This is a genomic window from Termitidicoccus mucosus, from assembly GCF_038725785.1.
Taxonomy (GTDB): Bacteria; Verrucomicrobiota; Verrucomicrobiia; order Opitutales; family Opitutaceae; genus Termitidicoccus; species Termitidicoccus mucosus.
The window spans coordinates 3,204,267-3,217,236 of sequence record NZ_CP109796.1 but is presented as its reverse complement, the minus strand read 5'-3'; the positions used below and the strand labels follow the sequence as shown (position 1 = coordinate 3,217,236).

Here is a 12,970-nt window from a genome sequence, read left to right as displayed (position 1 = left end):
TGATCGAGGGCCTGGCCCTGTCCCAGGCCGCCGCGTCCAAGAGGCGCGTTATTTTACAACCCGGTCCGGCATGACGCCGGGCCGGCAACCCAAAAATCCCCATGCCCCGCTATATATTATTCATTCCCTCGTTATTATTGTCATGCTGCCTGGCCTTGGCCAGCGCGGTCGCGCATCCGGCGGTGTTGCGTTCCGGGTTCATATACGAAACCGCGCCCTATCCTGAATGCCACGCCTCGACCATCGTGGAAACTTCGCCGGGAAAACTCGTGGCCGCGTGGTTCGGCGGCACCAAGGAAAAAAATCCCGACGTCTGCATCTGGGTTTCTCATTTTGAAAATGACAAATGGGCGGAGGCGAAAAATGTAGCCGACGGCCTTCAGCCTGACGGCAAACGCCATCCGACATGGAATCCCGTTCTGTTCCAGCCGCCGGGCAAAGGTGCGCCGTTGATCTTGTTTTATAAAGTGGGTCCGTCACCGACCACATGGTGGGGCATGCAAATAAAATCCACCGACGGCGGCCATACGTGGAGTGCGCCCGAGCGGCTTCCCGACGGCATTCTCGGTCCGATAAAAAACAAGCCGGTTGTCCTCACCGACGGCTCGTGGCTTTCCCCTTCCAGCACGGAATCGCGCAAGGATGGCTGGCAGGTGCATTTCGAGTGTTCCCGTGATGCGGGGAAAACGTGGACAGTCATCGGCCCGGTGAGGAAGGGGCCGAATTTTGATGCCATCCAGCCCAGCGTGTTGTTTTTCCCCGGAGGCCGCCTCGAGGCGCTTTGCCGCACGCGCCAGGGTGTCATTGCCATGACTTGGTCGGAGGACCGCGGCAGGACGTGGAGCCCGCTCGCCGCCACGGGGCTGCCCAATCCGAATTCCGGCACCGACGCTGTCACGCTTCGGGACGGGCGGCAGCTGCTCATATATAATCACTCCGCCCATCGTCCCGACAGGCCAGGCAAAGGCTGGCGTTATCCCATCGGTCTCGCGCTTTCCGACGACGGCATCCAGTGGCGGCGTTCCGTGACGCTCGACGACGCGCCGCTGCCCGAGGGCTATGCGTATCCGGCCATCATCCAGACGGCCGACGGGCTTGTGCACGCCACCTACACATGGGACCGCAAGCGTATCAGGCATGTCGTCATCAATCCCTCACTGCTATGAACGCCGCACAAAGCCATTTTGCCACGCTCGATATCGTCGTCCTGCTTGCCTATTTCGCCCTCACGCTGGCCATCGGGCTGGCCTGCTGGCGCAAGAGCCGTTCCGTGCACGGCTTCACCGCGGCCGAAAGCAGCCTGCCGGGCTGGCTCACGGGGCTGTCCATCCTCGGGACCTACATCAGCAGCATCAGTTTCATCGCGCTGCCGGGAAAGGCGTTCGCCTCGAACTGGAACTCGTTTGTCTTCAGCCTCGCCATCCCGGTTGCGGCGTGGATCGGCGTCAAATATTTCATTCCATTTTACAGGAACAGCGGCTGCATTTCCGCCTATTCCCACCTCGAGGAGCGTTTCGGCGGCTGGGCGCGCATCTACGCGAGCGCCTGCTATCTGCTCACCCAGCTGGCGCGCATCGGGGCGGTGACCTACATGATGGCGCTGCCCATGAACGTGCTGCTCGGCTGGGACATCCGCTGGATCATATTGATCACCGGCATCAGCACGACATTATATACATTCGTCGGTGGCATCGTCGGCGTGATCTGGACGGAGGCCATGCAGACCGTCGTGCTGATTCTCGGCGCGCTGGTGTGCGCCGTGCTCATGATCACCGGCCTGCCCGAAGGGCCGGGACAATTGTTCCGGATCGCCGCGGAGCACGACAAGTTCAGCCTCGGCAGCATGGGATTGAATCTCGCCGAGCCCACGTTCTGGGTTGTGCTTGTATACGGCGTGGTGATCAATCTGCAGAATTTCGGGGTGGATCAGAATTATGTGCAACGTTTTCACACGGCGAAGTCGGACAGGGACGCGCGCAGGAGCCTCTGGATAGGAGCGCTGATGTATGTGCCCGTCTCGGCGGTGTTCTTTTTCATCGGCACCGCGCTCTTTGCCTATTACACGACGCATCCTTCGGAGCTTCCGCTGGAATACCGGGCCGCCAACAAGAGCGATTACGTGTTTCCGTGGTTTATCGTGACCGTCCTGCCGAAAGGCGTGACGGGGCTGCTCATCGCCTCCATCTTCGCGGCGGCCATGAGCACGATATCGAGCAGTCTGAATTCTTCGGCCACGATTTTTCTCAATGATTATTACCAGCGCTATATAAACAAGAAGGCGACCGAGCGGCAGAAAATGCTCGTGCTGTATGTCTGCACGATCGCCGCGGGCGTGTTCGGGACCTTGTTTGCGTTTGGCATGATCAATGTAAAAAGCGCGCTCGACGCGTGGTGGACGCTGGCGGGCATCTTTGGCGGCGGCATGCTGGGCCTGTTTCTGCTCGGCTTCCTGTCGCGCCGCGCCGGCAAACCCGCCGGTCTCGTCGGGGTCGCGGTCGGCGTCCTGTTGATCCTCTGGATGAGCGTGTCGCCGAAGATGGGCGGTTTCTTCACCGGCTGGCAAAGCCCGTTCCACTCCTTCCTGACCATCGTTTTCGGCACCGCCGCGCTGCTGCTCGCCGGCCTGCTGGTGGCATCCCTGGGCGGCTCCGGGAAAACATCGGCTTCTGCAAAATGATATAATATGTTCTTTTCCGGCCAGAATGGCCCGGACGCAATCGGGCATGCGGCAACACACTCCCTCATTCCAATGAATATTCATATCGTTCGTATCCTGGCCGGTCTGCTGCTCTTTGGCACGGTGGCTCTTCGCGCCTCGCAGGCCGGCGGTCCGGTCCGTCCGCTGGCGGATGACTTTGTCGTGGTGGGCGAATCTGACGACCCTCTGAACACGCCGCTCTATTCGCCCTCCATCCTGCGGCTGGACTCGGGGCGTCTGGTCGCCGCCTATTCGAGACACTCGGCCAAGAAGCCGAAACGCGAGGTTCTGCTTACGTCCGACGACGGCGGGCGCTCATGGAAACAGCGCGCCGAGCTGCCCAGCCTGCAAGGGCGCGTTTTCAAGGCGGGGCGGTCGTTGTATTATCTGGCGACCGGCGCCGGCCTGCCCATCTCGCGCTCCGATGACGACGGCGAGACCTGGTCGGCCCCGGTGAACCTCACCGGAAAGGAGCTCGTCTGGCAGCAGACTCCGGCGAATGTCTGGCACGCGAAGGGCAATGTCTATATTGCCTACGAACTGGCGGGCCGGAAAATAGATGCCTGGGCGCCGTCCGAAAAGGCGCTCGTGCTTTTGCGCGCGGCGGAAAAGTCGGACCTCACCAAAACGCAAAACTGGACGACTTCCAGCCGGTTGGTGTTCTCCGATGTGCTGCCCGGCACGCGCGAGAACGATCCGCAGATCGACTATGTCGGGATTCCTTTTTATCCGCAAAGTTATCCCAACCGCCAGCCGATGGCGCCGAAGCGCAGCTTTTCGCCCATCGGCTGGGTCGAGCCGGGGGTCGTGCAAATCCTCGACCCCGATCATTATTGGTATGATCCGTCAGGCCGCACCTTTCATATACTCGCCCGAGCGCACACGGGCGGCACGGGGTTCGCGTGCCTGACCAAGGTCGTCGAGAACGATGACGGCAGCATGACCATGTCGCTGCAGGACGCTCCCTCGGGCAAGCACATGCTCTTTCTGCCCGTGCCCGGCGGGCAGTTGCGTTTCCATGTCCTCTACGATGCGAAAACCAAGCTCTACTGGCTGCTCGGCTCGCAGGCCACCGATTCGATGCGCCGCGCCGACCGGCTTCCGCCCGACCGCTTCGACCTCGCCTTCAACGAGCGCCAGCGTCTGGTGCTGCACTTTTCCAGGAATCTCGTCGACTGGTGCTTTGCCGGTCTCGTCGCGACCTCGGGGGAAAACGGCCGGACCTCGCGCCACTATGCCAGCATGGACATCGACGGCGACGATCTTGTCATCCTTTCCCGCAGCGGCGACAAGCGAGCCAAGAGCGCGCACAACGGAAACCTCATCACCTTTCACCGCGTGAAAAACTTTCGCGAGCTTGTTTATTGATTCCGGCGGGAGTTTATTTGCGAAGCCCATTTGATATACAAAATGAACATGAAACCCGCCGCCCTTCTCGCCATCCTGCTTGCCGGTGTCCTGTCTTCGCCGTTTGCGGCAAACGCGCAGGACGGCCCGCGCTCGAAACTCCCGCCGCCGGATTTCGCCAACGTTTCCTACGGCCCGCATGCGCGCAATGTCATGGACGTGTGGCTCGCGAAATCCGCCAAGCCCGCGCCGCTGCTGCTGTATTTTCACGGCGGAGGCTTTCGCGCCGGGGACAAGGGCAACCTCTGGCCCGCCGTGCTGCGCGAGGCGCTGGGCGCCGGCATCACGGTGGCCGCGGCCAATTACCGGCTCTCACCCGACGTTTCCTTTCCCGGCCACTATATGGATTGCGCGCGGGCGCTCCAGTTTGCGCGGCATTCGGCGAAGGCGTGGAACATAGACCCGGCCCGGGTCGCGCTCATCGGGAGCTCCGCCGGGGCAGGCACGTCGCTTTGGATCGCGTTTCACGATGATCTGGCCGATCGGGAGAGCGACGATCCGGTCGCGCGCGAATCGACACGCGTGTCGTGCGTGGTTGTCGCCGGCGCACAGCCGACCTACGATCCGCGCGTGATCCGGGAAGTCGCGGGCGAGGCCGCGTCCCGGCATCAGGCGCTCGTGTCGATGTATGGACTGAAGCCCGGCGAGGCGGATTCGGAAAAAGCGCACCGGCTTTACGGGCAGGCCGCGCCCATCACCTATCTGACGAAGGACGACCCGCCGGTGTATGCATATTATACGGAACCGAAAACCGCCGTGCCGCCAAGCAGTCGCGCCGGCACCGGCATCCACCATCCGAATCTCGGCCTGTATCTGAAAAAGCACATGGACGCGCTTAATATCGAGTGCGTGGTCGCGCACAAAAGCGACGGGCACAATTTTCCCGCCGAGGGCGTCGCCTTCATGAAAAAACATTTCGGCCTATAGGGTCTTCGTTTGCCAAATCATTTAAAACCCCGATGCTCATCCGTCTTCATAAAATGAATACAAAAACAGGGTCCCGCCTCCATTTCCTCGCCGCTGTATTTTTGCTGGTTTCCATCGCCTCCCTTGGCGCGCAAACCGTCGAGGAGTATCCGCTCCGGCCGATCGACCCGAACCTGAAGGCAAACGAATCGCCGGCCGAGAGGGTTGTCTTCCGCCCGCGGAGTGTGGACGATCACGGATTCAACCGCACCCTGCTGGAAACCACCTTCGCCACCCTTACCATTTACCGGCCCGCGCCGGAGAACAATCGCGGCACGGCGATTGTCGCATGCCCGGGCGGCGGATACGGCGCGGTCGTCATCGACCGCGAGGGACACTGGATCGCCCGCTATTTCCAAAAGCTCGGCTATACGGTTGTCGTGCTGAAATATCGCCTGCCGAAACCCGGTGTCACCGGCGATGCGCTGCCGCTCAGCCAGCAGGACGCGCTTGAGGCGATCCGTTACGCGCGCGCCCATGCCGCCGCATGGGGGGTGAAGCGCGTCGGCATCATGGGGGGCTCGGCGGGCGGGCACCTCGCGGGTAGCACGGCGTTTTTCGGCCAGGCCGGGGACGGCTCAAGGCCCGATTTCGTGGCGCTGCTTTATCCCGTCATTTGCATGGACCCGCCCTATGCGCATCGAGGCTCGCGCGACAACCTTCTCGGCCCGTCGCCGTCGCCGGAGCGCGTCGCGGAGTATTCGCTGGAGCGCCGGGCTCGCCCGGGTCTGCCGCCGTTTTTTCTCGTCCACGCGAAGGATGACAAGGTCGTGCCCATCGAGAACAGCCGTCTGCTGGCCGACGCGCTTCGCAAGGTGAACGTGCCCGTGACGCTCATCGAATACAACACCGGCTCGCACGGCTTTTCGCTCGGCCGCGCCCCCGGCCATGAAACCGGCGGGTGGAAGGACGATTTCGTCAAATGGCTCGACGCGCTCCCGTGAGGGCGGGGCGCCGCCGCTTTTGCGCCCCTTGCTGTTCCCCGGGCTTTCCAAATTCACCTTTATGATTCTTGCGTGATTTCGCGTTTCCCGTGGTTGAATAAAAACCGATTTTTTCATCATGAACACCACCTATTACCTCGGCATCGACGTCGGCACCGGCAGCGCCCGCGCCGGTATCTTTGATCAAAATGGCAACATGGCCGGTTCGGCCAGTTTCCCCATCCAGATGTGGAAACCCGCGACCGACCATGTCGAGCAATCCTCCGACAACATCTGGCGCTCCTGCTGCGACGCCACCCGCGCCGCACTCGCGAAATCCGGCGTCAATCCCGCCGACATCAAGGGCGTGGGTTTCGACGCCACCTGCTCCCTGGTCGCGCTCGACGCCGCCGACCGCCCCGTCTCGCTCAGCACCACCGGCAAGGCCGCGCAGAATGTCATCGTGTGGATGGATCACCGCGCCATCGCGCAGGCCGGCCGCATCAACGCCACCCGCCATCCCGTGCTCCGCTACGTCGGCGGCGTCATCTCGCCCGAGATGCAGACGCCGAAGCTCCTCTGGCTCCGCGAAAACCTGCCCGCCGCATGGAAAGCCACCGCGCGCTTCTTCGACCTGCCCGATTTTCTCACTTACCGCGCGACCGGCAGCGACACGCGTTCGCTCTGCTCCGTCGTCTGCAAATGGACCTACCTCGGCCACAAAGGCCCCGACGGCGCGGGCTGGGACGCGGGCTATTTCCGCAAAATCGGGCTTGGCGACCTCGCGGACGAGTCCTTCCGGCGCATCGGCCAAAAAGTCCGTCCCATGGGCGAGCCTGTCGGCGACGGCCTCAGCGCCAGGGCCGCGAAGGAACTCGGCCTCGTCGCCGGCACGCCCGTCGGCGTGTCGATCATCGACGCGCACGCCGGCGGCCTCGGCATGCTCGGCGCCAGGCTGGGGCGCGAAAAAGTCACGCCCGCGACGCTCAATCACCGCCTCGCGCTCATCGGCGGCACGTCCACCTGCCACATGGCCGCTTCGGAAAAGCCGCGTTTCATCCACGGCATCTGGGGCCCGTATTTCTCCGCCATGATTCCCGGACTGTGGCTCACCGAAGGCGGCCAGTCCGCGGTCGGCGCGCTCATTGACCACATCATCCAGTCTCACCCCGCGTCCGGTCCGCTGATGAAGGAGGCGAAGAAGGCGGGCAAAAGCATTTTCGATTTGCTCAACGACCGCCTCGACGCCATGGCCGCTGCGGAAAAACTCCCGCATCCGGCCGCGCTCACCCGCGAATTGCACGTGCTCCCCTATTTCCACGGCAACCGCTCGCCGCGCGCGAACCCAACGCTCAAGGGCATCATTTCCGGCCTGACGCTTTCCGCGACCGCCGACGATCTCGCGCGCCAGTATCTCGCGACGATCCAGGCGCTCGCCTACGGCACGCGCCACATCGTCGAGGAGATGAACCGCAAGGGTTACCGGATCGACATGCTTCTCGCCTGCGGCGGCGGCACGAAAAACCGTGTCTTCATGCGCGAGCATGCCGACATCACCGGCTGCAAGCTCGTGCTCCCGAAGGAGCCCGAGGCCGTGCTGCTCGGCTCGGCGGTGCTCGGCGCGGTGGCCGCGCGCGGCGACGGCGGCCTGCTCGCCGTGATGGAAAAGATGAACGCCGCCGGCAAGGTGATCGCGCCCTCGCGCGGCAGGGTCGCGGCGTATCATGATTCCAAATACGCCGTCTTCCACCGCCTGCACAAGGACTTCCTCGCCTGCCGCGCGCTGATGGCGAAGGCGTGAGCGCGCTGCGTTCGATGGAGGGGCGGGTGGGAAAAACCTGCCGGCTGGAAGCCGGCGCTCCCAGTCGCTCACGCGGCGGCGCGGCGTCTTGCGGCCTTCGCGTGGACGGCCATGCAGACGCCGCCGCTTCGTCCGACATCGCTTCCGGTTTCGGCCTCGCGTTGACTGTCATGCTTTCCCTGGCTTGTGTCCCGGTCGCGCCGGTGCATTGGTTGCACCTTTACCCATCAACCCAAACAAACCCATGGCAGGCATCGGCAGCAAAAAAACAACCGGCTGGAAGGCGACCATCTCCGTCGCGATGGCCAACTACATCGAGGCGGGGTCCATCATCGCGGGAGCCAGCGGGCTCTCGCTGTGGACGGAATACCTGCGCCTGGACAACTTCATGGTGGGCTTGCTGGGCGCGCTCAGCGCCAACGCCTTCGGCGCGGCCTTTGGCGCGCTGGCGGGCGGCTGGCTGTGCGACAAATACGGGCGCAAGTTCATTTACACTTACGACCTGATCGTTTACATGCTCGGCGTGCTGGTCATCGCCGCCTCGGTGAATTTCCCGATGCTGCTCGCCGGCTTCATCGTGACCGGCATCGCCGTTGGCGCCGGCGTGCCTGCGTCGTGGACCTACATCGCCGAGGAGGCACCCCACGCCAAACGCGCCGCGCATGTCGGCACCGCCCAGCTCGCCTGGTCCATCGGCCCGGCCATCACGTTTGTCCTCGCGGTGCTGCTCGCGCCGCTGGGGCTGCTCGGCAACCGGATCATTTTTCTGCACCTGTTCGTGATCGCCTTCATCACTTGGTATATCCGCCAGGGACTGGCGGAATCCAGCCTCTGGAAAAAGGAAAAGGCGCGGGAGGAAAGCGAGCCGGACGCAGGGACGAAAAAACGCCATGCGTATGTCGAATTGTTTGCCGACAAGGTCAACCGGCGTCCACTGGCGCTGCTGCTCGGCATTTATTTTTTCTGGAACTTGGTGGCGGGGGCGATGGGCTTTTTCATGCCCTTTGTCTATGAAACCGTCGGCGGGCTGGGCCAGGCGCAGGCGAATCTCCTGCAAGCCGCGCTCTGGACGATGACGGTGGCGGCGACCTGGGGCGGGTTCATGATGCTCGGGGACCGCATGAGCCGCCGCCTGCTTTACGGCATCGGGGCCGCGATGGGCGTCATCGCGTGGGTCGTGCTCACTTTCGGCGGCATGGGCTGGGGCATGCTCCTCGTGTTTGTCACGCTCTGGGGGTTGTCGGCGGGCATCGGCGCGCAAGCATTTTACGGCTTGTGGGCCAGCGAACTGTTTCCCACGCGCTACCGGGCCGGGGCGCAGGGCGCGATGTTTTTTATCGTGCGCGTGGGCGTGGGGCTCTGGTCGTTTGTTTTCCCCACGATTCTTGCCAAGTTGAGCTTCAAGGTGGCCGGTGTCACCATGCTCGTGTTTCTCGTCATCGCGCTGCTGATCGGCGTGGCGCTCGCCCCCGAAACGCGCGGCAAGACGCTCGAGGAAATCGAGGAGGAGCGCTACGGGAAAAAGCGGGCAGATATTTAAGGGGATCTAAAAATAGTTCCTCGCTATTTTGAATGGCTGTTTTTCACATTTCCAACACTACGAACGACACCCTTCCCCAAACTACACCCGTATCCGATAAGGACGGAAGAAATCGCGCAATTCCTGGGCGTAGAGTTCGGGTTCCTCAAAGGGGGCAAAGTGACCGCCACGGGGTGGCTCTGTGATTCGGACGACATTCGCCACGCGTTTGAGCCACGCATGCGGCGGGAGGATTACGTCTCCGCGAAAGAGCGAAAATCCCGACGGCACTTCCACCCGCCGGGTGTATTGCTCCGCAGGGATCGCGGCATTCGCGCGATATGTTCGCATGGATGATCCGATTGTCTCCGTGAGCCAATAGATCATGATGTTCGTGAGGATTTCATCCTTCGTATAGCTGCGCCCGATCTCACCGCCGCAGTCGCTCCATCCGCGAAGTTTTTCCACAATCCATGCCGCAAGGCCGACAGGCGAATCATTCAGGCCGAAAGCCGCAGTCTGGGGTTTTGTGCTGTGCATGGCCGCGTAAGCGCCTTCGCTTGCAGCCCATTTGGCGGCACTCTCCATCCAATGCCGTTCCTCCGCCGTGAGTTTTTGCGGATCTCCGGCAAACCTGGGCAGGCCTGCATCCATGCGATGCACCGCCACGAGCCGCGCACTGTGATTGAGCGCCAGAAACCGGCTCACGTGGCTGCCCATGTCGCCACCCGCGGCACCGAATTGGCCATAGCCGAGAACATCCATCAACTCCGCCCACAGATCCGCGACCTCCATGGAATTCAACACATGCCTGCGCGGCCGGTCGGAATATCCGAAGCCGGGCATATCCGGCACAACGACATCAAACGCATCCGCCGGATCGCCACCGTATGCGCCGGGGTTGGTGAGGAGCGGGATCACCTTCAAATAGCGCCAAAACGAATCCGGCCAGCCGTGACAGAGAATCAAGGGCAAGGTGGTTTGAGACGGTTTGGCCGCCCTGACATGCACAAAATGAACATACCCATCCTGAAAACCTACAAGCCGGACACGAAAATGAGACAAGCGGCCCATCGCCTTCTCCTGCGTCGGCCAATCAAACCCGTTCATCCAATAGTCAGTCAGTTCGCGAAGATAACCAAGCTCGGCCCCGGCCGACCACCCGGCCCCCTCAGGCGCATCCGCCCACCGCGTCATCCGCAACCGCGCCCGAAGATCCTCAAGGTCCGCAGGGTTTGTTTGCAGGCTGAATGGTTCGGGACAAGGTGTGACTTTAGCCATTGTGTTGATCGAGTCATCCCAATGTGGATCGGATGGATTGTCAGTCTGGCGGATTGACCGATGTGGTGAGACAGGTGTTTTAGGAAATCAAGGGTAAATATTGATGAAGTCAGGCCGGGAACGACGCCAATTAAGGGCGGTTGTTGTTAAAAGCACGCTTGCGCAGGGAGGGGCGGCGTCCCGCCGCCCGACACGCGGAACGCGTGCCCGTCATATCTCGATAAAACGCGCGCAAACGGGCGAGGCTTTCGCCTCGTCCGGCGGCGGGACGCCGCCGCTCCTTGCGCAAGCGTCTCTTTTAACTAAACGCCATTCATGCCTGACTCCGTCAGTTTTGCCTTTCCCAATGGCAGAATCCAGGCGCGGCCATGTCGGCTTCCCGCTATCTGAAATCGACCGAGTAGCCCACGGAGAACTCGCGACCGTAGCCGCGGACACCGTTGCCGTAGGTGTAGAACTTGTCGAAGAGGTTGCTTATGTTGAAGCGCAGCGCGTGCGCGCAGCGGCTGCCGGTCTTGAAGGTGTAGGACGCGCCGATGTTGTAGATGGCGTAACTCCGATTATACACATTGGCGCGGTTGTCGTCTATGTTCGCCTTGTAGATGTAACTCGCGCTCGTCTGCCCGTCGCCGTCGATTATATAATACGTCCTGCCCGCCTCCATCGGCTGGCCGGTGTAGGAGATCCAGTCGGACGGGATGTTGACGCCGGGCGTGAAGCCTTTGTCCAGCTGGTTGTTCACCATGAGCGCGCCGGTGTTGGGGTTTATGGCCCCGGTGGGCTCCTCGCCGCCGACGCGTTTGCCGGCGCCGTCGATTCTCGACACGGTGCAGGTGCGGCTCAGGATCACGAGCCCTTCGGGGAGCGTCGGGAAGGGCAGCACGCCCGTGCCCATGCGCGCGTTGCGCAGGAGCGGCTTGTAGCTGCCGGTCGCGTAGGGATTGGTCGTGATCAGGCCGCCGCTGCCCACGTTGATGAGCGAGCGGTCATAGTAGCGCACGCCGCCCTGCACGCTCAGGCCCTTGAGCGCGCCGTTGCGGAAGCGGTAGCGGAAGAGGAGCGAATAGTTGTTTTTCGCATTCTGCGCGGTGGGCGCGCCGACCAGGTAGGCGAGGCTGTTCCTGGTGTAGCGGGTGTCGTTGTAGCCATAGGCGCCGTTGACCTGAAGGGCGCCGGTCACGGCCCAGTTGAACTCGACTTCGTAGCCCTTGGATTGCTGCGAGCCGTTGCCGACGTATTCGCTGATGCCAAACTCATTGGTGTAGCTGTCCACCTTGTTGTCGCGGTTGATCACGAAGCGGCTGGCGGTAATGTTGAGGCGGTCTTTGAAGAGGACGAAGCGGGTGCCGAATTCGTAGCCGTCGCCTTCTTCGTTGGGCAGCACGGTCGAGAGAAAACGCACGTCGGATTCGCCGGTGGGATAGCCGTCGTCGTCGTAGGTGACGGTGGAGACGCGTTTGCTGACGACCTGCATGTTGGGGTTGTAGGCCGAGCTGGCGTTGGCAAAGAGGATGATGTTTCTGGTGGCGTAGCCGGTGAGCCCGGCCTGATAGGTGAAGGCGTGGTCATCCCAGGCGCTGGCGCGCATGGCAGGGTCGGTGGAGGCGCGGTTCTGGAAATTGTTTTGCAACTGGTCGAAGCGGCCTCCGACGAGGAGCATGAGGCGGCCGTCAAAAAACGTGGCGCGTTCGCTGGCGAAGACACCGTAGTCGTCGCTTTTGCCAATGGTGTCGTTCGAGGTGCGGACGTAGAGGCGCGAGTAGTCGTCGTAGGTGGGAAACCAGAAGCTGTAATCGGTGTGCGGCCAGGGCAGGAGTTGTTCGCCTTCGTAGTAGCTGTATTGGGGAATGGGCTGCGTGGCGGACTGGGCGGCGGTGTTCCAGCGGAGGACGCCGGTGGAGCGCGGCCCGAGGGGAAGCGTGAGGGGATAGATGACGCTGTTGTCGTTCTTGTCGCGGATGATGTATCTGGCGCTGAGGTCGTTTGAGGGGAAGCTGCTGCCGGTGTCGGTGGTGAGGCGGCGGTCGCTGTCCTTTTTGTGCGTGTAATCGAGGGTGATGAGGAATTTGTGGCGGACGGGACCGGTCTTGAAGGAAAACATGTTGTCGAGCTGCGCGGAGAGGCCGTCGGATTTGCGTTTGCGCCAGGTGGGCGTGGAGCCGCCGACGTTGCCGTCGGGGTAGTTCGGGTCGGTGTAATACATCTGGTTCCCGGAGTTGGTCTGCTGTTCGCTCGGGCTGCCGAAGTAGTCGAAGGTAAATTTCGACGAGAGCAAATCGCTCCAGCGGCGTTCGCCGCCGAGCCCGGCGGTCTTGAGCGTGGTGTCGGTGTAGGCGAGCGTGCCGTTGGTGTGCAGGTCGGGCCACTCGGTGGCG

At 62.3% G+C, this 12,970-nt stretch carries 9 protein-coding genes; 7 read left to right on the top strand and 2 right to left on the bottom strand.

From position 1 onward, the window contains the following. The first annotated feature begins 101 nt into the window (after window positions 1-101). From OH491_RS11390 to OH491_RS11360, 7 genes are all read left to right on the top strand, one after another. Window positions 102-1,166, top strand: coding sequence for a sialidase family protein (locus OH491_RS11390; RefSeq protein ID WP_084442365.1), 1,065 nt, complete (start codon window positions 102-104; stop codon window positions 1,164-1,166). Next, window positions 1,163-2,677: a sodium:solute symporter gene (locus OH491_RS11385; RefSeq protein ID WP_068771299.1), complete on the top strand. Its 1,515-nt coding sequence runs from the start codon at window positions 1,163-1,165 to the stop codon at window positions 2,675-2,677. The genes OH491_RS11390 and OH491_RS11385 overlap by 4 nt, the downstream gene beginning before the upstream one ends. 72 nt (window positions 2,678-2,749) lie before the next feature. Further along, entirely contained in the window at window positions 2,750-4,066 is a 1,317-nt protein-coding gene (locus OH491_RS11380; protein ID WP_068771300.1) for a sialidase family protein, read from the top strand. A 48-nt stretch (window positions 4,067-4,114) separates the two neighbouring features. Beyond that, complete coding sequence (locus OH491_RS11375; protein ID WP_342751023.1) at window positions 4,115-5,032, top strand: alpha/beta hydrolase; 918 nt, start codon at window positions 4,115-4,117, stop codon at window positions 5,030-5,032. A gap of 53 nt (window positions 5,033-5,085) precedes the next feature. Further along, window positions 5,086-6,015, top strand: coding sequence for an alpha/beta hydrolase (locus OH491_RS11370; RefSeq protein WP_334319460.1), 930 nt, complete (start codon window positions 5,086-5,088; stop codon window positions 6,013-6,015). A 118-nt stretch (window positions 6,016-6,133) separates the two neighbouring features. Beyond that, on the top strand, window positions 6,134-7,795 hold the full coding sequence (locus OH491_RS11365) for an FGGY-family carbohydrate kinase (protein WP_068771303.1): 1,662 nt from the start codon (window positions 6,134-6,136) through the stop codon (window positions 7,793-7,795). 244 nt (window positions 7,796-8,039) lie between these two features. Further along, a complete protein-coding gene (locus tag OH491_RS11360; protein ID WP_068771304.1) occupies window positions 8,040-9,335 on the top strand; it encodes an MFS transporter in 1,296 nt (431 codons plus the stop codon). 81 nt (window positions 9,336-9,416) lie between these two features. On the opposite strand, the gene OH491_RS11355 is transcribed toward OH491_RS11360, so the two are convergent. Together OH491_RS11355 and OH491_RS11350 are read right to left on the bottom strand one after the other, a co-directional pair. Continuing rightward, window positions 9,417-10,595, bottom strand: coding sequence for an epoxide hydrolase family protein (locus OH491_RS11355; RefSeq protein ID WP_068771305.1), 1,179 nt, complete (start codon window positions 10,593-10,595; stop codon window positions 9,417-9,419). 382 nt (window positions 10,596-10,977) lie between these two features. Then, a complete protein-coding gene (locus OH491_RS11350; RefSeq protein ID WP_145928909.1) occupies window positions 10,978-12,870 on the bottom strand; it encodes a TonB-dependent receptor domain-containing protein in 1,893 nt (630 codons plus the stop codon). Window positions 12,871-12,970: the final 100 nt, after the last annotated feature.

Bases quoted from the DNA above. Each gene is read 5' to 3' on its own strand.
- OH491_RS11390 (WP_084442365.1), top strand. From the start codon at position 102: ATGCCCCGCTATATATTATTCATTCCCTCGTTATTATTGTCATGCTGC.
- OH491_RS11385 (WP_068771299.1), top strand. From the start codon at position 1,163: ATGAACGCCGCACAAAGCCATTTTGCCACGCTCGATATCGTCGTCCTG.
- OH491_RS11380 (WP_068771300.1), top strand. From the start codon at position 2,750: ATGAATATTCATATCGTTCGTATCCTGGCCGGTCTGCTGCTCTTTGGC.
- OH491_RS11375 (WP_342751023.1), top strand. From the start codon at position 4,115: ATGAAACCCGCCGCCCTTCTCGCCATCCTGCTTGCCGGTGTCCTGTCT.
- OH491_RS11370 (WP_334319460.1), top strand. From the start codon at position 5,086: ATGAATACAAAAACAGGGTCCCGCCTCCATTTCCTCGCCGCTGTATTT.
- OH491_RS11365 (WP_068771303.1), top strand. From the start codon at position 6,134: ATGAACACCACCTATTACCTCGGCATCGACGTCGGCACCGGCAGCGCC.
- OH491_RS11360 (WP_068771304.1), top strand. From the start codon at position 8,040: ATGGCAGGCATCGGCAGCAAAAAAACAACCGGCTGGAAGGCGACCATC.
- OH491_RS11355 (WP_068771305.1), bottom strand. From the start codon at position 10,595: ATGGCTAAAGTCACACCTTGTCCCGAACCATTCAGCCTGCAAACAAAC.